The sequence below is a fragment of the Bradyrhizobium sp. Pa8 genome (assembly GCF_052588265.1).
This window is the reverse complement of record NZ_CP176767.1, coordinates 611,340-631,554: the sequence shown is the minus strand read 5'-3', so window position 1 is coordinate 631,554 and position 20,215 is coordinate 611,340. Positions and strand designations below refer to the sequence as shown.

General features: G+C 64.6%; 21 protein-coding genes. 13 read left to right on the top strand and 8 right to left on the bottom strand.

Annotated elements, in window-relative coordinates; translation table 11 throughout:
• Positions 1-99 precede the first annotated feature (99 nt).
• The 4 genes from ACKWRH_RS02945 to ACKWRH_RS02930 all read left to right on the top strand — a co-directional run bounded on the left by ACKWRH_RS02945 (position 100) and on the right by ACKWRH_RS02930 (position 4,624).
• Positions 100-975 (top strand): branched-chain amino acid ABC transporter permease, encoded by an 876-nt coding sequence (locus ACKWRH_RS02945; RefSeq protein ID WP_014490434.1) that lies wholly within the window; start codon positions 100-102, stop codon positions 973-975.
• 11 nt (positions 976-986) lie between these two features.
• On the top strand, positions 987-2,831 hold the full coding sequence (locus ACKWRH_RS02940) for a branched-chain amino acid ABC transporter ATP-binding protein/permease (protein WP_445219252.1): 1,845 nt from the start codon (positions 987-989) through the stop codon (positions 2,829-2,831).
• Positions 2,828-3,526: an ABC transporter ATP-binding protein gene (locus ACKWRH_RS02935; protein ID WP_445219251.1), complete on the top strand. Its 699-nt coding sequence runs from the start codon at positions 2,828-2,830 to the stop codon at positions 3,524-3,526. The genes ACKWRH_RS02940 and ACKWRH_RS02935 overlap by 4 nt, the downstream gene beginning before the upstream one ends.
• Before the next feature lie 156 nt (positions 3,527-3,682).
• A complete protein-coding gene (locus tag ACKWRH_RS02930) occupies positions 3,683-4,624 on the top strand; it encodes a DUF5996 family protein (protein WP_445219250.1) in 942 nt (313 codons plus the stop codon).
• A gap of 135 nt (positions 4,625-4,759) precedes the next feature.
• Here ACKWRH_RS02930 and ACKWRH_RS02925 read toward each other — a convergent pair whose 3' ends face one another.
• Positions 4,760-5,185 carry an HIT family protein gene (locus ACKWRH_RS02925; RefSeq protein WP_166346284.1) on the bottom strand — a complete coding sequence of 142 codons (426 nt, stop codon included), beginning with the start codon at positions 5,183-5,185 and terminating at the stop codon, positions 4,760-4,762.
• 90 nt (positions 5,186-5,275) lie between these two features.
• Here ACKWRH_RS02925 and prmC point away from each other — a divergent pair, with 90 nt between their 5' ends.
• Both prmC and ACKWRH_RS02915 read left to right on the top strand, forming a co-directional pair.
• Positions 5,276-6,172: a peptide chain release factor N(5)-glutamine methyltransferase gene (gene prmC, locus ACKWRH_RS02920; protein ID WP_445219249.1), complete on the top strand. Its 897-nt coding sequence runs from the start codon at positions 5,276-5,278 to the stop codon at positions 6,170-6,172.
• A 463-nt stretch (positions 6,173-6,635) separates the two neighbouring features.
• On the top strand, positions 6,636-7,421 hold the full coding sequence (locus tag ACKWRH_RS02915; protein WP_445219248.1) for a DUF4167 domain-containing protein: 786 nt from the start codon (positions 6,636-6,638) through the stop codon (positions 7,419-7,421).
• Between the two features lie 56 nt (positions 7,422-7,477).
• Here ACKWRH_RS02915 and ACKWRH_RS02910 read toward each other — a convergent pair whose 3' ends face one another.
• Positions 7,478-8,218, bottom strand: coding sequence for a class I SAM-dependent methyltransferase (locus ACKWRH_RS02910; RefSeq protein WP_014490441.1), 741 nt, complete (start codon positions 8,216-8,218; stop codon positions 7,478-7,480).
• A 107-nt stretch (positions 8,219-8,325) separates the two neighbouring features.
• Between ACKWRH_RS02910 and gloB the strand changes: the two genes are divergently transcribed.
• Together gloB and ACKWRH_RS02900 are read left to right on the top strand one after the other, a co-directional pair.
• The gene (gene gloB / locus ACKWRH_RS02905) at positions 8,326-9,093 is read left to right on the top strand and encodes a hydroxyacylglutathione hydrolase (protein ID WP_445219247.1); all 768 of its coding nucleotides are present in this window, start codon (positions 8,326-8,328) and stop codon (positions 9,091-9,093) included.
• Positions 9,094-9,130: 37 nt separating this feature from the next.
• Positions 9,131-9,553 carry a cupin domain-containing protein gene (locus tag ACKWRH_RS02900; RefSeq protein WP_445219246.1) on the top strand — a complete coding sequence of 141 codons (423 nt, stop codon included), beginning with the start codon at positions 9,131-9,133 and terminating at the stop codon, positions 9,551-9,553.
• Positions 9,554-9,604: 51 nt separating this feature from the next.
• On the opposite strand, the gene yddG is transcribed toward ACKWRH_RS02900, so the two are convergent.
• The 3 genes from yddG to ACKWRH_RS02885 all read right to left on the bottom strand — a co-directional run bounded on the left by yddG (position 9,605) and on the right by ACKWRH_RS02885 (position 12,725).
• A complete protein-coding gene (gene yddG, locus ACKWRH_RS02895; RefSeq protein WP_445219245.1) occupies positions 9,605-10,474 on the bottom strand; it encodes an aromatic amino acid exporter YddG in 870 nt (289 codons plus the stop codon).
• A 100-nt stretch (positions 10,475-10,574) separates the two neighbouring features.
• Positions 10,575-11,300: an acetoacetyl-CoA reductase gene (gene phbB / locus ACKWRH_RS02890; protein WP_445219244.1), complete on the bottom strand. Its 726-nt coding sequence runs from the start codon at positions 11,298-11,300 to the stop codon at positions 10,575-10,577.
• Between the two features lie 246 nt (positions 11,301-11,546).
• Positions 11,547-12,725, bottom strand: a complete 1,179-nt coding sequence (locus ACKWRH_RS02885; protein WP_028149510.1) for an acetyl-CoA C-acetyltransferase — start codon at positions 12,723-12,725, stop codon at positions 11,547-11,549.
• Positions 12,726-13,030: 305 nt separating this feature from the next.
• Between ACKWRH_RS02885 and phaR the strand changes: the two genes are divergently transcribed.
• Together phaR and ACKWRH_RS02875 are read left to right on the top strand one after the other, a co-directional pair.
• Entirely contained in the window at positions 13,031-13,627 is a 597-nt protein-coding gene (gene phaR / locus ACKWRH_RS02880; RefSeq protein ID WP_445219243.1) for a polyhydroxyalkanoate synthesis repressor PhaR, read from the top strand.
• Positions 13,628-13,730: 103 nt separating this feature from the next.
• The gene (locus tag ACKWRH_RS02875; protein WP_445219242.1) at positions 13,731-14,348 is read left to right on the top strand and encodes a class I SAM-dependent methyltransferase; all 618 of its coding nucleotides are present in this window, start codon (positions 13,731-13,733) and stop codon (positions 14,346-14,348) included.
• A gap of 18 nt (positions 14,349-14,366) precedes the next feature.
• Here ACKWRH_RS02875 and ACKWRH_RS02870 read toward each other — a convergent pair whose 3' ends face one another.
• Complete coding sequence (locus ACKWRH_RS02870) at positions 14,367-15,254, bottom strand: branched-chain amino acid aminotransferase (protein WP_445219241.1); 888 nt, start codon at positions 15,252-15,254, stop codon at positions 14,367-14,369.
• A gap of 104 nt (positions 15,255-15,358) precedes the next feature.
• On the opposite strand from ACKWRH_RS02870, the gene ACKWRH_RS02865 reads away from it, so the two are divergent.
• A complete protein-coding gene (locus ACKWRH_RS02865) occupies positions 15,359-16,294 on the top strand; it encodes an alpha/beta hydrolase (RefSeq protein ID WP_445219240.1) in 936 nt (311 codons plus the stop codon).
• 9 nt (positions 16,295-16,303) lie between these two features.
• Here ACKWRH_RS02865 and ACKWRH_RS02860 read toward each other — a convergent pair whose 3' ends face one another.
• Complete coding sequence (locus tag ACKWRH_RS02860) at positions 16,304-16,552, bottom strand: hypothetical protein (protein WP_445219239.1); 249 nt, start codon at positions 16,550-16,552, stop codon at positions 16,304-16,306.
• Between the two features lie 218 nt (positions 16,553-16,770).
• Between ACKWRH_RS02860 and ACKWRH_RS02855 the strand changes: the two genes are divergently transcribed.
• Both ACKWRH_RS02855 and ACKWRH_RS02850 read left to right on the top strand, forming a co-directional pair.
• Positions 16,771-17,643, top strand: a complete 873-nt coding sequence (locus tag ACKWRH_RS02855) for a hypothetical protein (protein WP_445222612.1) — start codon at positions 16,771-16,773, stop codon at positions 17,641-17,643.
• A 223-nt stretch (positions 17,644-17,866) separates the two neighbouring features.
• A complete protein-coding gene (locus ACKWRH_RS02850; RefSeq protein WP_445219238.1) occupies positions 17,867-19,450 on the top strand; it encodes a diguanylate cyclase in 1,584 nt (527 codons plus the stop codon).
• Positions 19,451-19,466: 16 nt separating this feature from the next.
• Here the strand turns inward: ACKWRH_RS02850 and ACKWRH_RS02845 are convergent, their stop codons facing one another.
• Entirely contained in the window at positions 19,467-20,027 is a 561-nt protein-coding gene (locus ACKWRH_RS02845) for a carboxymuconolactone decarboxylase family protein (protein WP_166060847.1), read from the bottom strand.
• Positions 20,028-20,215 lie beyond the last annotated feature (188 nt).

The following is a 20,215-nucleotide window of genomic DNA, read 5'->3' as shown; positions in this document are numbered from 1 at the left end:
GCCCGCACTAACCCCTGTGACGCCGCGGGCTGCACTCTGGTCCTGCGGCGTCACCTTTTTCTGACGCGCACCATGGCGCGTCACAACGGCGATTGTCGCATGATCAGTTGGCCCAACCTCGTTTCGCAGCTTTTCAACGGGCTCGCGCTCGGCGCCCTGCTCGCGCTGATCAGCTCCGGCCTGACCATCATCTACGGCACGCTCGGCGTGCTCAACCTCGCGCATGGCGCGATGTTCATGATCGGCGGCTATGCCGGCTTCGTCGCCTACCAGTACACGGAGTCCTTCATCATCGCCGTCATCGCGGGTTCGCTGTTCGTGATGCTGCTCGGCGTCGCGATGGAACGCGTCATCATCCGCCATTTCTATCATCGCCCGCACGAGGATCAGCTGCTCGTGACCTTCGGACTCGGCATCTGTTTCGTCGAGCTCGTGCGCCTGATCTTCTCGAGCCAGTCGCAGCTGGTGCCGCCGCCGGCCCTGTTCCAGGGCATCACCAATCTCGGCTTCATGTTCTATCCGACCTACCGCCTCGCCGTCGTCGGCATCGTCGCGGTCGCCCTCGGGGCACTTTTCATCGTCCTCTACCGGACCCGGCTCGGCATGATCGTGCGCGCCGGCATCGAGGATTCGGTGATGGTCGATTCGCTCGGCATCAACGTCTACCGCGTCTTCATGGTCGTGTTCGGCATCGGCGCGATGGCCGCCGGATTTGCCGGCATCGTCAACGCGCCGGTGGTGTCGCTGACACCGGGCATCGGCGACGACATCCTGGTCCAGACCTTCGTAGTGGTGGTGATCGGCGGCGTCGGCTCGTTCCCGGGCGCGATCCTCGGCGGCCTGATCGCCGGCGAGATCATCAGCGTCACCTCCATGTTCAACCCCGGCTATGCCTATGTGATGCTGTTTGCGGCGATGACGCTCGTGCTCGTGGTGCGACCGCATGGCCTGCTCGGCGTCCAGGGCCGCGAGTAAGCGATTTCCTGATGCTCAAGCAACGCCCGTTCCTGATCGAGACCCTGACCGCGATCGGTTTGATCGCAGCCCCGTTCGTGCTGCCACATCTCGGCTTCGCCCCGAACACCGTGAACCGGATCCTGGTCTGGGGCCTGTTCGGGCTCGGCTTCGACATCCTGTTCGGTTTCACCGGCCTGCTGTCGTTCGGCCAGTCCGCCTTCTACGGTACCGGCGGCTTTGTCGCGGCCTACCTCCTGACCCGCGCGGGTTTCGGCAACGTGCTGGGCGCACTGATCATCGGCATGATCGCGGCGGCCGCGACCGGCTACCTGATCGGCCTGATCGCGCTGCGCCGCACCGGCATCTATTTCGCCATGATCACCGTGGCGATCGCGGAGGTGTTCTTCTTCGTCGAGTTCAATCCGCTCTCGGATTTCACCGGCGGCGAGAACGGCCTGCCCGGCGTGCCGACGCCGAGCTTCAATCTCGGCTTCACCACCATCCACTTCACCAATGGCTGGTCGCTCTATCAATTCATCGCACTGTGCTACTTCGTCGGCGTCGTCATCGCGCTCAGGATCGTGCGCTCGCCTGTCGGCGCCATCTTCAGCGCGATCCGGGACAATCCGTTGCGCGCGACCGCCGTCGGCCACAACATCCACGGCTACAAGCTGACCGCCTTCGTGATCGCTGCGGCCTATGCGGGCTTCGCCGGCGGCCTGCTCGGCGTATTGCAGGCCTTCATGCCGCCCGACGCTTTCACTTTCGACACCTCAGGCCAGCTCGTGATGCAGACCGCCATTGGCGGCCGCGGCACGCTGTTCGGACCGCTGGTCGGCGCAACAGTTTGGCTCTTCCTTCAGGATTTCCTCCAGTCCGCACTGGGCCTCGGAGCGGCCTGGAAGCTCGTGCTGGGCGTCGTGTTCGTGGTGCTGGTCTGCTTCCTGCGCGGCGGCATTGTGGGTGGCCTCGTCGATCTCTACGGCCTCGTGTCCGGCAAGCGAGCGCGGAGGGCTGCGGAGACGGAGGAGGAGGCTGAGATCGAGACACCGCAGCAAGCTCCTCCTGCACCGATGCAGGCCAAGGAGGTCGCGCATCCCGCCTATTCCGGGCCGATCCTGAAAGCGACCGGCCTGACCAAGCGCTATGGCGGTCTCGTCGCCAACAGCGACATCGATTTCAGCGTCAATCAGGGCGAGCTGCGCGGCATCATCGGCCCCAACGGCGCCGGCAAGTCGACCTTCTTCAAGATGCTGACCTGCGAGATCGCGCCGACCTCCGGCCAGATCGTGTTCGAGGGCCGCGACATCACGGGACTGAAGGTCACCGAGGTCTGCCAGCTCGGCCTCACCAAGAGCTACCAGGTCAACCAGCTCTTCACTGGCCTGACGGTGCGGCAGAACCTGACGATCGCAGCACTCGCCGAGCTGCGCGGCAAATTCCGGCTCGACCTGTTCCGCAAGCTCTCGGGCGTGAAAGGCCTGACGGAGCAGGTGGCGCACACGCTTGCCCTGGTCAATTTGACCCGCCGCGCCGACACGCCGGTATCCGAGCTCGCCTATGGCGAGAAGCGCCGGCTGGAGATCGGGCTTGCACTCGCCACCTCGCCGCGCCTGCTGCTGCTCGACGAGCCGCTGGCGGGCATGAGCCCGCGCGAGCGGGTCGAGACCGTCAAGCTGCTCAAATCGATCGCGCGCGGCCGCACCATGATCATCATCGACCACGACATGGATTCGCTGTTCGAGCTGGTCGAGCGCGTGACGGTGCTCCAGGAGGGCAAGGTGCTGCTGGACGGCACACCGGAGGAAATCAGGACCAACGCCGCAGTGCAGGAAGCCTATCTCGGCGGCGTTCACGGAGAGATCGCCGCATGAGCCTGATCGAGGTCAACGGCCTGAACAGCTATTACGGGGACTCCCACATCCTGTTCGACGTCGCCATGCGCGTCGAGCGGCACGAGGTGGTGGCGCTGCTCGGCCGGAACGGCGCCGGCAAGAGCACGACGCTCAAGAGCCTGATGGGCGTCGTGACGCCCCGCAGCGGCAGCGTGAAGTTCGACGGGATCGATATCGCCGGACACAAGAGCCACAGGATCGCGCAGGCCGGCATGCAGCTCGTGCACGAGGAGCGCCGGATCTTCGGCAGCCTGTCCGTGGAGGAGAACATCGTCCTCGCCGGGATCACCGCACCGAAGCGCTGGCCGCTTGAGCGCATCTACGAGATGTTTCCGCGGCTGAAGGAGCGGCGCAACAACCGCGGCACCGAGCTCTCCGGCGGCGAACAGCAGATGCTCGCGATCGCCCGGGCGCTGGTGCGCGATCCCAAGATCGTGCTGCTGGACGAGCCGTTCGAGGGGCTCGCGCCCGTCATCGTCCACGACCTCGTCAAAGCCTGCCGCGAGCTCGCAGCCGCCGGCCAGACCATCGTGCTGGTCGAGCAGAATCTGGCAGCGACGCTGGCGCTGGCGACGCGGATCTACATCATCAACAACGGCCACATCGTGCACGAGGGGCCGGCGCAGGAGCTCAAGGCCCAGCCGGAGCTGCTGCAGCGATACCTTGGCGTCTAGGTCGAGCACTCCTAAATCCGGGATATCTGCTTTCGAGGGGTTAGCATGCGGTCTCGCCCCCGGAATGTCGCCTTGTGCCCAAAGCGGACACAGGGTCGCCTTTTTGCCGAGGTGAGTGTCTTGCCAAGCCGAACCGAACCTGAGGGAGGAGACGCTATGAGCGCGATCTGGCCGGATATCCCCTTCGAGGCATGGCGCGAAAGCTGTTCCGCGCTTCATCTGTATTGCCAGATTGTCGGCAAGTATCGGCTCGCGAGAACGCCATGGGTCAACCATTCCTGGCACGCGACCCTCTACGTGAATGCACGCGGGCTCACGACTTCACTGATTCCAGACGCATCAGGCATCGAGATCGTCTTCGATCTCTCCCGTCATGTCCTGATCGGAGAGGCAGCTGATGGGTGCAGGGCGGAAATGCCGCTCGGGCGAATGTCCGTCGCCGAATTTCACGCCCGGTTCTGTGATTTGGTAAGACATCTCGGCGGAACACCAGAATTTGACGGTCGGCCCAGTGAGGTCCCAGATCCGATCCCGTTCACGGAGGACCGCCAAATCAGGCCCTATGACGCAGACGCCGTGACGCGGTTCTTCCGTGCCCTCGTCGCGATCAGCGGAGTGTTTTATCGGTTTCGGACGGGGTTCACCGGGAAAGTCAGTCCGGTCCATCTCTTCTGGGGCAGCTTCGATCTCGCGGTGACGCGCTTCTCTGGGCGTTCCGCTCCGCTTCATCCAGGTGGCGTCCCGGGTTTGCCGGACGTCGTGACACGCGAGGCCTATAGCGATGAGGTCTCGTCCGCCGGCTTTTGGCCGGGCGGAGGTGGTACGGACTTTGCGGCGTTCTACTCCTATGCCTACCCCACCCCGAATGGCTTTGCTGACGGACAGGTCATGCCGGCGGGCGCATACTTCGATCGGAAGCTCGGCGAGTATCTCCTGCCCTACGACCTTGTGCGAAAATCCAGCGAGCCAGAGGCCACGCTCATGGCGTTTCTGCAAAGCACCTATCAGGCGGCAGCTGATATCGGACGCTGGGATCGTGCTGCGCTCGAATGTCCGATTGGCTCCCCCCTTCGACCCCGCCCACTGAACAGGAACTGATGAAGGTTCGATGAAAGATCGCTGGCTCGCAGATTCGGTGGAGCGAAGCTGCGCCGGTCAATTTCGAGTTTGTCTCGATGATGGGTTTCACAACAGCTCTACCCGTCCTACGGTCTGGCTGCAGCGCTATCGCGATCAACTGCCAAGTGCCGCAATCATCCGCTTGGCGTGATCGGCGAGCACGGCCATGTCTTCCTTGCGCGTCTGCGCCGGCAGCAGCTCGATTCCGGCCCTGACCGGCATGACGTGCATGTGCAGGTGGAAGACCACCTGCCCGCTCGCCGGTTCGCTGAACTGCTGCAGGATGATACCCTCGGCGTCGAACGCCTTCATCGCCGCAATTGCGATCCGCTTGCCGGTTCGGGCGACCGCGGCGAGATCGTCATCCGCGATGTCGAGGATGCCACGCGCCGGCGCCCGCGGAATGACCAGCGTGTGTCCGGGCGAGCGCGGCATGATGTCGAGGAAGGCGAGGCTGCGGTCGTCCCTGAAAACCTCGAAGCAGGGAATCTCGCCGCGCAGGATCTTTGCGAAGACGTTCTGATCGTCGTAAGCCGTCATGGATCCCACCCTCGCTGCGAGGTGCGATCAGACGCGCTCCTTTCCGTTGACGCAAGCAATGCCGCCGATCTATCCACGATACCAGGCAGGATGGCTCCATTGGCGACAGGTTTCGATTCCGGACAAAGTATCGAGAGTGCGCGGCGCTCGCTTGCGGCGCGGCTGCAATCGGCCGGCATCGAGGAGCCCGCACTCGACGCGCGCCTGCTTGTCGGAGCCGCGCTGAGGCTTGATTTGACCGGCATGGTCACGCAGGCGGCGCGGCAACTCACGCCCGAAGAGGCCGCGCGGCTCGAAGCATATGCGCAGCGCCGTCTCGCGCATGAGCCGGTCGCCCGCATTCTCGGCGCGCGCGAATTCTGGGGCCTGCCGTTCCAACTGTCCGAGGCGACGCTGGTGCCGCGGCCTGACACCGAGACCGTGGTCGAACTGGCACTGGAGATCTTTCGGGGGGCCACGATATCGGGGCAGCATCCGCGAATCGCGGATATCGGCACCGGCTCCGGCGCGATCCTGCTCGCGCTGCTGCACGAAATTCCCGATGCCTTCGGTGTCGGAACCGATCTCAGCCTCTCCGCGCTCGACACTGCGCGGAGCAATGCCGCAGCTCTGGGCCTCGCCGGCCGCTCCGGCTTCGTCGCCTGCTCCTATGCGGCGGCGCTGCGCGGCCCGTTCGATCTCATCGTGTCGAATCCCCCCTATATTCCCTCAGGGGAAATTCCGAAACTGAGCCTCGATGTGCGCGAACACGATCCGCATCTGGCGCTCGACGGCGGCAATGACGGCTATGACGCCTACCGCGCCCTGATCCCGCAGGCGGCCGAGCGGCTCGCCCCCGGCGGGGCGTTGATCGTCGAGGCCGGGCAAGGTCAGGCCCGGGATATTGAAACCTTGATGACGGCCGCCGCGTTGTCTGTGGACAGGCCGCCCAAGGCCGATTTGGCGGGCATCCCGCGGGCGGTTTCGGCCCGAAAAATGCCCCCATAAAAGCCGGATTGGGCAGCAAAAAACCTCTTGGAATATCCCTTGGGAACGACTACGTTCCGGTCAACACATCGGTGCCGGCCCCGTAGACCTACGGGTGAAAGCCGGGCTCTCGGGCGAGAGCTTTACTGATTATAGGTTCCAAGCCGCAGGTCCTGTTGAGCGCGATGGCCATTGGAGCTGCGCTGCTCTCCGACCGCAAAGTGAACGAAAGCCTGATATTGCGCTTGAAGACTTACGCAACAAAGCTGGGCTTGTTTCGGCAGGCGATATGAATGGGTTCGCTGGCAATGGATGCTGGCGGGTGGGGAACGCGTCTTTGTTGAACGCGACGGTCGACGAACATCGGCAGGGTTCAATCCGCTCTTGCGCGCGGTGCGCGCGAGAGATGTGAACCGCTGTCATCAGGTCACTCCGAGCAATCAGTAATGCGTGCAACCTTTAGGGCTGGAATTAAAGGCAGGACATGAGAAACGGTCAGAACAAGCAGCGGATGCGCAACCGCAATAACAATAACAACAACAACAACCGGCGCGGCCAGAACCCGATGACCCGGGTTTACGAATCGAACGGACCCGACATCAAGATCCGCGGCACGGCTTCGCACATCGCCGAAAAATATCTTCAGCTCGCGCGCGATGCGCGCTCTTCCGGCGACCCGGTGGCCGCTGAGAACTACTACCAGCACGCCGAGCATTATTTCCGCCTGATCGCGGCGGCCCAGGAACAGTTCCGCCAGAACCAGCAGCCGCGCGGCGACGAGCCCGTCAGCAACAGCGGCGACGACAGCGAGGACGACGGCGAGAATTTCTCGAATTTCGGTCAGGAGCCGGGCTTCGTCCCGCAGCCGCAGCAGCAGCAGCCTTTCATGCGCGACCGCGACGGCCAGCGCGATCACCAGCGTGATCATCAGCCGCGCGACGGCCAGCAGCCCTATCAGCGCGACCAGCAGCAGCCGCGCGAGCATCGCGAACGCGACCATCGTGCGCAGCCGCAATATCAGCCGCAGCCGCAACCGCTGAACCAGCCGCAGCCGGTCGTTGCCGACACCGGCAGCGTCGATCGCCTGCCCTCCTTCATCACCGGCGCACAGCCGCAAGTGAATAGTGGCGCGAATGGCGGTCAGGGCAGCCTGGAAGGCGGCGGTGGCGGCGAACGCTTTCCGCGGCGGCGCCGCCGGCCGCATGGCCCGCGCCCCGAGCGCGAGGCTGCTCCGGCGGGCTCCAGCGACGAAGTCGCCTCCGGCGAGTAAGCTTCTTCCGATATTCTGATCTGCATCGTCCCGGCCTCGCGCCGGGACGATTTGTTTCAAGTGCGCGTCACCGTCGAGGACGGCACCAGCACCGGCTTCAACGAGGGAATCAGCCGCGCGCGCTCGCGCTTGGCGGGGATCGCGCGATAGACCTGCTTGGTCGCCTCGACAATGTGCACGCCGGCAAATGGCAACGACAGCGCCGCGCCCGCGCGCTCCCACACCTGCGCCGATTTCAGCACCCAGCCGCCGGCGTAGGGCGGCATGAACAGCGCCTCGCCCCAGGCGGTCGGCGTGAACCAGGTCTGGCGCAGCAGGTCGGTGATCTGCGAGCGCGAATAGGGCCGGCCGTGACCGAACGGCGTGCTGTCGGTGCGGGTCCATACCCCGCGCCGGTTCGGGATCACCGCGATCACGCGGCCGGAGGGTGACAGCACCCGCCACACCTCGCGCAAGAGCGCGGCCGGATCGTCCGACATCTCCAGCGCATGAATCAGCAGGATCCGGTCGACCGCCGCGTCAGGAAGCGGCAGCGAGAATTCATCGACCAGCGAGGCCAGCGCCGGCCGGCCCGTCGGCCATTTCAAGACGCCCTGCGCCGACGGCATGAAGGCGATGCAGCGCTCCGCGTCCTCGCGGAACAGGCCGAGATAGGGCGTGGGATAGCCGATGCCAAGCACACGCTGGCCCGCGGCGGTCGGCCAGCGCTCCCTGATGCCGCGATTGATCATTTGCCGCGCCACAATCCCGAGGCGACGGGAGTAGAACTCGCGGAGGTCGACGACATCAATGGTCATGACGGCAATGTAACATGCACGAGGCGGCTCCCGCGCGCGGAATATTGCATTGCCTGCGCAACGTTAACGCCATATTTGTCTGCGGGGCTGAGCGCGATGGAGATGACATGGCCGCCGAAATTCGTACTTTCACCTGTTTAAACGACAATTTCGGTTATCTGATCCACGATGTGGAAACTAAGGCGACGGCGTCGATCGACGCGCCGGAGGCCGGCCCCATCCTGAAGGCGCTTGAGCGCGAGGGCTGGCAGCTCACCGACATCCTGATCACCCATCATCATGGCGATCATGTCGGCGGGGTCGCCGAACTCAAGCAGAAATGCAATTGCCGCGTCGTCGCGCCGCATGACAAGACGACGAAGATCGCCAACGTCGACCTGCGCGTCGCCAATGCCGACATCGTCAAGGTCGGCAGCTTGCTGGGGCGCGTACTGGAGACGCCCGGCCACACGCTCGACCACATCTCCTACGTGTTCGACAACGAGAAGACGCTGTTCGCGGCCGACACGTTGTTCTCGATCGGCTGCGGCCGCGTGTTCGAAGGCGACTACCCGATGATGTGGGACTCGCTTCTGAAGCTGCGGGCGCTGCCTGATGACTTCAAGCTCTATTGCGGGCACGAATACACCGCGTCCAACGTCAAGTTCGCGCTCACCATCGACCCCGACAATGCGGCGCTCCAGGCACGCGCGGCGGAGGTGGCGAAGCTGCGGGCCGAGAACAAGCCGACCATTCCTTCACTGCTTGGTGACGAGAAGCGAGCAAACGTGTTCCTGCGTGCTGATGAACTGTCGGTCGCAACCAGGCTACACATGAAGGGCGCGGACGCCGCCGCGGTGTTCGGCGAACTGCGCGAGCGCAAAAACAAATCTTGAAGAACAGATCCTGAAGAAAAAATCCTGACGGGGATCGATGCCGACCGCAGCCGAGATCATCGCACGCCTCGAACTTCGCCCGCATCCAGAAGGCGGCCACTACCGCGAGACGTTTCGCGACCAGACCACTGATACCAACGGCCGGTCGCGCTCGACCCTCATTTATTTCCTGCTCGCGCGCGGCGAACGCTCGCATTGGCATCGCATCGACGCCGCGGAGATCTGGCACTACTACGCCGGCAGCCCGCTGACGCTGCGCATCGCGCATGAAGGCTGCTCGCAACACGAGGTGCGGCTCGGCACGGATCTGCTGGGCGGCGAACGGCCGCAGGGAATCGTGCCGGCGAATGCCTGGCAGACGGCGGAGACGACGGGCGAATGGACCTTGGTGGGCTGCACGGTCGCGCCAGCATTCGAGTTCGCGAAATTCGAGCTCGCGCCGAAGGGCTGGGAGCCGTAAGGCGCACTGTCCTTCCGGGGCGCCGCATGGCGGAGAGCCCGACGACAACTGTCACCGCTTCCGCAGCACCATATCCTTTGCCGCGATCAGGCCGCCGCCGGCGATCAGAACCGCGGCGATGGCGATGTTGGCGCTGGCTTTTGCAAAACCGGCGGCGATGAGGAATCCGGTCGAGAGCAGCGGCGTCGCATAGGATGCGGCACCGAGCACGCGGATGTCGCCGCGCTTCATGCCGATGTCCCAGGCGTAGAACGCGGCGCCGACGGGGCCGATGCCGAGGGCGGCCACGGAGAGCCATTGCAGCGTCGTCTCCGGCCACACCGTGGTTTCAAGCAAACCATGCATCAGCCCGGCGAGCACCGCGGTGGCAAGGCAGAAGCCCGCGACCGCATCGGTCGGCACCGCTTTCAAGCGCCGCGACAGCACCGAATAGGCCGCCCAGACGAACGCCGCGATGAACGCCGCGATCAATCCCGGCAGCTGGCCCGGCGCGAAGCCGGAGGTGCTCCCGGCGAACAGCAGCACGGTGCCGACGAGGCCGAGCACGGCACCGATGATGTGATGCACCGCAAGCCGCTCGCCGGGCAGGAACGACGAGAATAGCACGATCAGAAGCGGCCACATGTAATTCAAAAGACCGGCTTCGGCCGGCGGCGCAAAGCGCAGCGCCAGGAAATACAGTGCGTGATAGCCGAACAGGCCACCAACGCCGACGACCCATACGACCAACGGCTGACGCAAGCTCCTCGCCGCATCGCCGCGGCCGACCCAGGTGAGGAGGCCGACGAGACCGCCGATCGCGAACGTCATGGCGGCGAGCTGGAACGCCGGAATCTTTCCGGTCGCCACCGTCATCACTGATAGCAGCGACCACATCAGGATCGCGGTCAATCCGATCAGTGTGGCTGTGCGCGGGGTCATCAATCGAAAGGCTCTGAGGACGATGATGCCCGGCACGAGGCCGGGCATGTCGTCTTCACTATCGCCTTGTCGCGCCTGAATCTACAGGCTTGAGGTCCTATCAGGCGTGATACTGGCCGCCATTGATGGTCAGCGTCGAGCCGGTGATGAAGCCGGCATCGTCGGCCGCGAGGAACACCACGGCGCGCGCGATCTCCTCGGGTTCGCCGAGCCGGTTGACCGGGATCTGCGGGATCACGTTCTTTTCCAACACGTCCTTCGGCACCGCCTGCACCATCTCGGTGTTGATGTAGCCCGGCGCGATCACGTTGACGGTGATGCCGCCCTTGGCGTTCTCGATCGCAAGTGCCTTGGTGAAGCCGATGTCGCCGGCCTTTGCCGCGGAATAGTTGACCTGGCCGAACTGCCCCTTCTGGCCGTTGATCGACGAGATCGAGATGACGCGGCCGAACTTGCGCGCGCGCATGCCTTCGATGACCTGGCGCGTCATGTTGAACAGCGAGCCGAGATTGGTGTTGATGACGGCGTTCCACTGATCGAGCGTCATCTTGTGGAAGGCGGTGTCGCGGGTGATGCCGGCATTGTTGACGAGGATGTCGATGGGGCCGAGATCGGCTTCGACCTTCTTGACGCCCTCCGCGCAGGCATCGAACGAGGCGACGTCCCATTTGTAGACGGCAATGCCGGTCTCGCCCTTGAACTTCTCCGCAGCCGCATCATTGCCGGCATAGCTCGCCGCAACCTTGTAGCCGGCCGCCTTCAGCGCCTTGCTGATCGCAGCTCCGATGCCCCGCGTACCACCCGTCACCAATGCAACACGTGCCATATCGTATTCCTTCCCTTGGACTCTTCGGACGCTTCTGAGTGATCGTTTTAGATGCGGATTATGCGGTTGGTTTGACGGACATCAAGAACAAAACGCCCGGCGTCGAGCCGGGCGTTTGTATTTAGTCGAGGCTTGCGCGGTTGCGAAGAATATTTGATTTGCAACCGCTGCCTTTTTGGTCGCGTGCAACGCACTCACCTATGTGTGCAGCGCACGCGCAAGTGACACGTAAGTTAGATGTCAGCTTCAGTCGCGCGCCAGGCACATCGCGATACCCATGCCGCCGCCGATGCACAGCGTGGCGAGGCCCTTCTTCGAATCGCGCTTCTGCATTTCGTGCAGCAGCGTCACCAGCACGCGTGCGCCGGAAGCGCCGACCGGATGGCCGATCGCGATCGCACCGCCGTTGACGTTGACCTTCGAGGTGTCCCAGCCGAGATCCTTGTTGACGGCACAGGCCTGCGCCGCGAAGGCCTCGTTGGCCTCGATCAGGTCGAGATCGCCGACGCTCCAGCCGGCCTTCTTCAGCGCGGCGCGCGAGGCCGGGATCGGGCCCGAGCCCATGATCTTCGGATCGACGCCGGCCTGCGCCCAGGACACGATGCGCGCGAGCGGCTTCTTGCCTTCCTTGGCCGCCTGCTTGGCGGTCATCAGCACCACGGCGGCAGCGCCGTCGTTGATGCCGGAGGCCGAACCCGCGGTGACCGTGCCTTCCTTCTCGAAGGCGGGACGGAGCTTGGCCATGGCGTCGAGGGTGGCGCCATGGCGCGGATATTCGTCGGCGCTGACGACGACGTCGCCCTTGCGGGACTTGATGGTGACGGGAACGATCTCGTCGTTGAACTTGCCGGCCTTCTGCGCGGCCTCGGCCTTCTGCTGCGAGGCGACGGCGAATTCATCCTGCTGGGCGCGGGTGATCTGCCACTGCCGCGCGACGTTCTCGGCCGTGTTACCCATGTGATAGCCGTTGAAGGCATCCCACAGGCCGTCCTTGATCATGGTGTCGACGAACTCGACCGGGCCCATCTTGACGCCGCCGCGCAGATACTGGGCGTGCGGAGCCATGCTCATGGATTCCTGGCCGCCGGCGACCACGATTTCGGAATCGCCGTTGAGCAGCGCCTGGTAGCCGAGCGCGACGGTGCGCAGGCCCGAGCCGCAAAGCTGGTTGACGCCCCAGGCCGGGCTCTCCACCGGAATGCCGGCGGCAATCGAGGCCTGGCGGGCCGGGTTCTGACCCTGAGCCGCGGTCAGGATCTGCCCCATGATGACCTCGGAGACCCGGCCGGGCTCGATGCCACCACGCTCCAGCGCGGCCTTGATGGCGATGGCGCCGAGGTCATGGGCGGGAAGGGTCGCGAACGCTCCGTTGAAGCTTCCGACCGGGGTGCGGGCGGCGCTGACGATGACGACATCGTCTGACATGGGCATCTCCTGGTGTTTGAAAGGGGGCAGGCGGGGCTGGGGAAACAGCTCGCCAGTCTCGAATGGCATCCTGTTAACGTCGTTGAGGCATGTCAATCGGCCGGCGACCGAATTCATGCCGCAACGCATTAAAAATGGCGTTCCTGGCGCTTTCGCAAGCACGTTTTTGCTGCCCGATTAACCGTGGCGCACAAAACGGTAGCGTGACCCCTTTGAAAATGCTTATTTTGTTGCGTTGCGTACTCTTCCCGCCCTGCGGCATTATCCGTCGGGTTCCCGTTCTCCGCGCTTGCAAGTGAGAGCCCATGGCGAAATCAGACCAACCCACCACCATCAAGAAATACGCGAACCGCCGGCTCTATAACACCGGGACGAGCACCTACGTGACGCTCGAAGACCTCGCCGCCATGGTCAAGGACGGAGAGGATTTCCTGGTCTACGACGCCAAGACCGGCGACGACATCACCCGCTCCGTGCTCGCCCAGATCATCTTCGAGCAGGAGAACAAGGCCGGCCAGAACCTGCTGCCGACCACTTTCCTGCGCCAGCTCATCCGCTTCTACGGCGACAGCATGCAGATGGTGGTGCCGAAATATCTGGAGCAGTCGATCGCGACGCTGACCCAGGAGCAGGAGAAGTTCCGCAAGCAGATCGCCAACTCGCTCTCCGGCACTCCTTTTGCTCCGTTGGAAGAACAGGTCCGCCGCAACATGGAGCTGTTCCAGCAGACCTTCTCGATGTTCAAGCCGTTTGCCCCCAACGCGGGCCGTCCGGCGACCAGCCCCGAGCCGGAGCCCGACGCGAACGCCGCGGCGCCGACGGACAGCAACATCGACGACCTGCGTCAGCAGATGAAGGACATGCAGGAACGCCTCGAGCGGATGTCGAAGAAGGACGAGTAGGCATTTCGTTCGCGCCGGCGCGTCCACCTGCGGCGGACGCGCGGGCCGCCGGTTCATAGCAGCGCGACTTGCGCGCTGTCGTCCCGACCAGGCCGGAGCCGCCATGTCCGACCGCAGCACGCACTGGGACAACGTCTACGCCACCAAGGGCGAGGCCGAGGTAAGCTGGTTTCAGGACAGCCCGACGATCTCGCTCGAGATGATCGGCTCGGCCTGTCCCGGCCATGGCGTCGCCATCATCGACATCGGCGGCGGTGCTTCGCGGCTGGTGGACGCTCTCCTGCGGGACGGGTACCGCGACCTCGCTGTGCTGGATCTCTCCGCCAACGCGCTTGAAGCGGCGAAGAAGCGAATCGGCCAGGCAGCTTCAGCAGTCGATTGGATCGTTGCCGACGCCACGACATGGCGGCCGGGGCGCAGCTACAACCTCTGGCACGATCGCGCGGCATTTCACTTCCTGACCGATCCGCGCGACAGGGCCGCTTACGTCGAGCGTCTGCGGTCGGCGATTGCGCCCGGCGGCCAAATCATCATCGCGACATTTGCGCTTGATGGCCCGGAGAAATGCAGCGGCCTGCCGGTGCAGCGGCACGACAGCGCGAGCCTTGCTGCGGAGCTTGGGCCGGAGTTCGATCTGGTCGAGACGCGGAGCGAGACGCATCACACACCGTGGAAATCGACCCAGGCGTTTCAGTTCAGCCGGTTTAAACGACGCGGCTAGGACGCCGGAAGGCGCGGATCAAGCCGCCAGCTTCACCGCATGCGCAAAGTCCCAATAGAGCTTGCGCGCTTTGGTGTAGAGCGGCCCCGGCTTCAGCTCGCGATCGTCGATGCGGATGACGGGGGCGACCTTGGCGAAATTGCCGGTCGAGAAGATCTCGTCGGCAGCGAGGAAGTCGGCATAGCGCAGCGTCTTCTCGACCACGGTGACGCCGTCGCCGCGCAGCAGGCTGATGACGCGCTGGCGGGTGATGCCGTTCAGGAACGTACCGTTCGGGACCGGCGTGTAGACCACGCCGTCCTTGGCCATGAACACGTTGGAATTGCCGAACTCCGCGACATTGCCGAGCATGTCGAGCATCAGCGCGTTCTGGAAGCCGCGCCCGGCGGCTTCCGCGAGCGCCCGCGAATTGTTCGGATAGAGACAGGCGGCCTTGGCCTCGACCGGCGCGCATTCGGCGGTGGGCCTGCGAAACGGCGACAGTGTGATGGCGTTGCCGACGGGTTTCGGCATCGGCGCCTCGTAGATGCACAGGCACCAATTGGTCGTCTCGGGGTCGAACAGCACGCCGCCGCCCGAACCGTTCTGCGCCCAGTACATCGGACGGACGTACAGCTCGGCCTTCGCGGCGAAGCGCGCGATGCCTTCGTTGGCGAGCGAAAGCCAGGTGCCGGTGTCGACCACCGGCTTCAGGCCAAAATTGATCGCGGATTGGTTGGCGCGGGCGACGTGACGGTCGAGGTCGGGCGTGACGCCCTCGAACGCGCGCGCGCCGTCGAACACGACCGAGCCGAGCCAGGCCGCATGCGTGCGCGGGCCCATGATCGGCACGTTGCCGTCGTGCCATTTGCCCTCAAAGAAGGTCCAGCTCGGCGAATATTCGATCGGTTTCTTGATCTCGACCATGACCGGCCTCCCTTGGACATATCCGGGCACTATTGTCCCAATGTCTAAATGATTCCCTGCTGGGATATGGTGCGTTACCCTCTCCGACAAGGGGAGAAGGATCCATGCCGCTCGATCCGCTTGCAAGGCGATTGTTGACCATGATGGCTGCGGCCGCCCCGCAGGGGCGGAGCCGGCCGAGCGTCGAGGCGCGGCGGCAGTCGCTGGCCAAGCTGATGCAGTTTGCGCGCACTGATGCGCCGGATGTGACCACCGCCGACGGTTCGCTTCCGGGTCCCGGTGGAGAGCTGCCCTATCGCCTTTATTCGCCCGCTTCTGCCGGCGACCGCACGCCGGGCTTCGTGTTCTTTCATGGCGGCGGGCTGGTGGCCGGCAGCATCGCGACGCATGACCGCATCGCGGCAGCGCTGGCGCATGTAACCGGCTGTCGCCTCGTCTCGGTCGATTACCGGCTCGCGCCCGAGCACAAATTTCCTGCCGCCGTCATTGATGCGGTCGCGGCCACGGAATGGGTCGCGCGGCAAGCCTCGTTGCTGGGCATCGACGCTGAACGTCTGGTGGTCGGCGGCGATTCCGCCGGCGCCACGCTCGCGGCGATCGTGTGCCAGGAAGCGATGCAGACCGCCGGCCTCTCGATCGTCGCGCAATGCCTGATCTGCCCGGTGCTGGATTTCGAGGAGACCTCGCCTTCGCGCGAGGCATTCGCCGAAGGCCATCTGATCGATCGCGCCACCATCGAAGCCGATCTCACCGATTATCTGCCCGATGGCATCGACACCGCCGACCCCCGCATCTCGCCCTTGCGCGCGACGCGACTTGCAGGCCTGCCGACCGCGATCATCCACACCGCCGAATTTGATCCGATGCGCGACGAGGGCAATGCCTATGCGCGCAAGCTGCTCGCCGCCGGCGTCGCGGTCGAGCACGTCTGCCATGACGGCATGGTCCACAATTTCCACGCCATGGGCGCGATCCTGCCGCAGGCGCAGCTCGTGCTGTCGCAGATCGGCGAACAGGTTCGGCGGGCGGTGGAGAAATAGAAGCGCGCGTCACACGCGCGCGTGAATCACGGCCCTGGCTGCCACAACATATTCAGGCCAATGCGCATCCGCATAACGTTCGGCCTGCCGCGCGCAGGTGACGTCGGGCGCATGCGCGGCGGCAATCGTGCGTGCGAAGCGCTCCTCGGCCACCGTCACGTCGTCAGGCTCCCGCAGCGGTACGGCAGCGGCCACGGCAGTCGGGGCCACGGCGAGTCCCGCCAGACCGGTGAGCAGGATGCGGCGTGACGTATTCATGGCTGTCGTCCTTCCATTGTCCGGCCTGCACTCTGGCCGGCGAGTGTGTCGGTGCGATCACAGCAAGGTAACCGCGCACGCCCGTGCAGTCCATCGCTGGCGGACACGTCTTGACCCCGGGCGCGATCACGTTCCATCTAGCGCGCGGTTCCGTCATCGCACAGTGCCACGCGTCGGATTGTCACGTGTCTCATTGCAACCCGTCGCATCATCAGGCTTTGCGCACTTTGGCGATGGGGTTGCTTTGCCTGACGATTTCGGCGGGCGCCGCCATCGCCAATGAGGCCGAGGAGGATGCTCCGGCAAGGCCGGCTGTGCCGAACATCTACCTCGATCTGCGTACGATCTATGCGGCCATTCCCGCGGGCACGCTCGCGCTCGGCTTCGGCAACACATCATTGTCGGCTGCCTTCGGGGCCCTGGCGGCGCGCCGAGGCGCGACCCTGCCGAACGGCTTGCCGGCGGCGAAGTCGGTCGCCATCGATCTGCCGCTGACCGTCGACGTCAGCGATCGCGTCTCGCTCTATGGCGGCGTGTCGGGCTCGACGATCGACATCGGCGGCGGCTGGTCGACGTTCGACATCACGAGCTGGAACATCGGCGTGCAGGCCGACCTCTATCAGCAGAACGGCGGAAAAATCCCGACCATCACGCTGCAATCGACCCTGACGCAGTCAGTGCCGAACGAGCAGGGCATGACGACTTCGTTCAACAACATCCTGGAATTCGACTACGCGCTCGACGAGGACGAGACGCGCGGCTGGCTCGCCGGCGTGCAATACACCCACACCGACATCGCCAGCCAGCTCGCCAGCATCCGGCCGAACACGATCCTCTATGCGGGCGGCTATTACCAATGGCCGAGCAACTGGAAGTTCACCGGACGCCTCGGCGTGCAGTCGTTCGGCGGCGCGCAGTTCGGAGGCCGGACGCTGGCGGAATCCTTCACTCAGCCGATCCTGCGGCTCGACCTCGACCGCATGGATGACAACGACAACCGCCTGTTCGGCATCACCGCCCAGATCGCCTGGATGGCGAAGCCGGCCTACCAGGTGACGTTGCGCACACCGCTCTACGCGGTACGCAACTGACTGCGGTCGCGGGCGATTTTCGATCAAGCGCAGCACTCGCAATTGACCGGATGGCTCGGTACGGAACCGGCGCCTCAAAGCTTAAGGCATCAGCCGCTTCGCATTGCGCGTCAACCGGTTGTTAATCCTCATCCCAAAACATCGATTGCGTTACACCGCCGCAAGGATCCTTGCGCGAAACTGGACCGACCTTTCGCATCGCGTTTCGCCTTGGAGGCTGAGAATGTCCCGCTTGGTCCCGGAACGGACGTTCCTCGCTGGGAAGATCTTTTTCAATTTCGGCCAGTCGTCGATCGATTGCGTCGTGCGCCGGCTGTCCGAGAAGGCTGCGACGCTCGAGATGGAGAGCGGCCTCGGCGTGCCCGAGCGATTCCAGCTCAGGCTTGCAGGGCGCGAGAGCCTGACCTGCCGCGTGATCTGGCGATCGGACCGTCAGGTCGGGGTCGCCTTCGAACAGCCGGGCAGCGTCGAGCGACTGGCCGGCGAGGAGCGGGAACGCTCGTCCGACGCGCTGATGCGCAGCCAGATGCTGGCGCTGCGCGCCGCGCTCGATCATGTGCCGACCGGTATCGTGCTGCTCGACTCGAGCCTCAGGGCGCGCCTGATCAACCGGTCGTTTCGCCAGATGTGGCGCCTGCCTGACGAGGTCGCCGACAGCAATCCATCCATTCTCACGCTGCTCCATCATGGACGTGACACCGGAGCCTATGAGGTGCCGGACCCCGACCTCGATGCCCTGATCACGGAGCGTGTTCGTGTGATCGAGGCGGGTGATCCGACGCCGATCGATCTGCGCCGGACCAATGGCGATGTCGTGCGCGTACAGGTCACGCCGTTGCCCGATGGCGGGCGCATGCTGACCTACACGCCCGTCACCGACATCGTGCGCTATTCCGACGAGTTGAAGCTGCTGCGCGATGCGCTGGAGAATGTTCAGGATGGTGTCCTCCTTCTCGACCCCGACCTGCGCGCCACCTTCATGAACCGGCGCATGCGGCGCTTTTGGGAGGTCAGCGAAGACGAGGCCGCGAACCAGCCGACCTATTCGTCGCTGGTGCGACGCCTGCATCGCGCCAGTGCGCCCCATCTTCCAACGAGCGAACTCGCGAAATTTCCAGCCAGACGCGTCGGAGAGGTCAAGGCCGGCGATCACGTGCGCGACCTGCAGACGCCGGACGGCCGGCGCATCAGGGCCCATTGCACCACGATGTCGAATGGCGGCCGCATGCTGACCTATGTCGACATCACCGATCTGACGCAAAAGGCCGCGATGCTGGAGACGCTCGCCACCACCGATCCGCTCACCGGCCTCTACAACCGCCGCCACTTCCTCGACGGCCTCGATGCGGAATGGAGCCGCTTTCAACGCTATTATCGCTCCGTCTCCGTGCTGATGCTCGACATCGATCACTTCAAGTCGGTCAACGATCGCTACGGCCATGCGGTCGGCGACGCCGCGATCAAGGCGGTTGCGGCCGCGTGCCTCGACGGCAAGCGCAAGTCGGACATCGTCGGCCGCCTCGGCGGCGAGGAATTTGCGGTTCTCCTGCCCGAGACCAGCCTGTCCCGCGCGAGGACGGTCGCCGAACGCATCCGCAAGCGCGTGATGAGCGCGCAGGTCTTTGCCGACAAGGTTCAGTTCGGCCTCACCGTGAGCATCGGCATGGCGGAAGCCACCGTCAGCATGTCCGGCATCGACGCGCTGATGGGCGCGGCCGATCATGCGCTCTACCAGGCCAAGGCCGAGGGCCGCAATCGCTGCATCGCCTGGACGCCCCCGCCGCCTGCAAGCAAGGCGGCGGAGTGATCGAAGGACGCGGCGTCTACTCCGGCACCGGCACGTCGAACGTGTTGAGGGTGACCGAGACCATGCAGTAGACGCCGACGAGATAGGACAGCTCGGCCGCGCCGTGCTCGCCGAACTCCTTCACCGCGGCGCGCCAGGTCAATTCCGGCAGCACGCCGCCGCTGACCAATGCGGACGCCACGTCGTAGGCGACGGCCTCCTGCTTGGTGAGATCGACCGGCCGCTGGCCCGCGACGATGGTCGCGAGCTTCTCGTCGGAGAGGCCGCGCTGCTCGGCAACGAGCACATGAGCATAGAGCTCATAGCCGGAGCGGAAATGCGAACCGGTGACGAGGATCGCGACCTCGCGCACCGGCGCCGGCAGCAGTGGGTTCGATGCGATTGCCTTGACCAGCTCCCACACCGGCTTGCCGAAGCGCGGCTCGCGGATCCAGGGATTCCACGGCCCCAGCAGCGCGCCGTCGTCGCGCATATTCACGAAGCCCTTGAAGTGGTCCTTGATGCCGGCTCGCATGTCGTCATAGAGCGGCTTCTGTTCGGCGCTCAGGTCTTTCGGATCGAGAATGGGAAGGCGCACGGCGGGGATCTCCTCGTTGAGAAGAGGCAAAGCTCACCCGCGTGCACGTGCAAGGCAAGTGAAGTTGCCGTGACGACCGTGCCATTTTGTAAGTGGCAGGGAAACGTCGGCTAGAGCCCCGTTCCGATGGGCTCGGAACGGGGCTCTAGATTTTTGTTCGACGCGTTTTCTCAACGCGAACCGGCATC

Excerpts from the sequence above, each read along its gene's own strand:
- ACKWRH_RS02885 (WP_028149510.1), bottom strand. The coding sequence starts at position 12,725 with ATGTCAGACGATGTCGTCATCGTCAGCGCCGCCCGCACCCCGGTCGGA.
- ACKWRH_RS02925 (WP_166346284.1), bottom strand. The coding sequence starts at position 5,185 with ATGACGGCTTACGACGATCAGAACGTCTTCGCAAAGATCCTGCGCGGC.
- ACKWRH_RS02915 (WP_445219248.1), top strand. The coding sequence starts at position 6,636 with ATGAGAAACGGTCAGAACAAGCAGCGGATGCGCAACCGCAATAACAAT.
- yddG (WP_445219245.1), bottom strand. The coding sequence starts at position 10,474 with ATGACCCCGCGCACAGCCACACTGATCGGATTGACCGCGATCCTGATG.
- ACKWRH_RS02910 (WP_014490441.1), bottom strand. The coding sequence starts at position 8,218 with ATGACCATTGATGTCGTCGACCTCCGCGAGTTCTACTCCCGTCGCCTC.
- ACKWRH_RS02850 (WP_445219238.1), top strand. The coding sequence starts at position 17,867 with ATGTCCCGCTTGGTCCCGGAACGGACGTTCCTCGCTGGGAAGATCTTT.
- ACKWRH_RS02875 (WP_445219242.1), top strand. The coding sequence starts at position 13,731 with ATGTCCGACCGCAGCACGCACTGGGACAACGTCTACGCCACCAAGGGC.
- ACKWRH_RS02870 (WP_445219241.1), bottom strand. The coding sequence starts at position 15,254 with ATGGTCGAGATCAAGAAACCGATCGAATATTCGCCGAGCTGGACCTTC.
- gloB (WP_445219247.1), top strand. The coding sequence starts at position 8,326 with ATGGCCGCCGAAATTCGTACTTTCACCTGTTTAAACGACAATTTCGGT.
- ACKWRH_RS02860 (WP_445219239.1), bottom strand. The coding sequence starts at position 16,552 with ATGAATACGTCACGCCGCATCCTGCTCACCGGTCTGGCGGGACTCGCC.
- phaR (WP_445219243.1), top strand. The coding sequence starts at position 13,031 with ATGGCGAAATCAGACCAACCCACCACCATCAAGAAATACGCGAACCGC.
- ACKWRH_RS02930 (WP_445219250.1), top strand. The coding sequence starts at position 3,683 with ATGAGCGCGATCTGGCCGGATATCCCCTTCGAGGCATGGCGCGAAAGC.
- ACKWRH_RS02935 (WP_445219251.1), top strand. The coding sequence starts at position 2,828 with ATGAGCCTGATCGAGGTCAACGGCCTGAACAGCTATTACGGGGACTCC.
- phbB (WP_445219244.1), bottom strand. The coding sequence starts at position 11,300 with ATGGCACGTGTTGCATTGGTGACGGGTGGTACGCGGGGCATCGGAGCT.
- ACKWRH_RS02900 (WP_445219246.1), top strand. The coding sequence starts at position 9,131 with ATGCCGACCGCAGCCGAGATCATCGCACGCCTCGAACTTCGCCCGCAT.
- ACKWRH_RS02940 (WP_445219252.1), top strand. The coding sequence starts at position 987 with ATGCTCAAGCAACGCCCGTTCCTGATCGAGACCCTGACCGCGATCGGT.
- ACKWRH_RS02865 (WP_445219240.1), top strand. The coding sequence starts at position 15,359 with ATGCCGCTCGATCCGCTTGCAAGGCGATTGTTGACCATGATGGCTGCG.
- prmC (WP_445219249.1), top strand. The coding sequence starts at position 5,276 with ATGGCTCCATTGGCGACAGGTTTCGATTCCGGACAAAGTATCGAGAGT.
- ACKWRH_RS02945 (WP_014490434.1), top strand. The coding sequence starts at position 100 with ATGATCAGTTGGCCCAACCTCGTTTCGCAGCTTTTCAACGGGCTCGCG.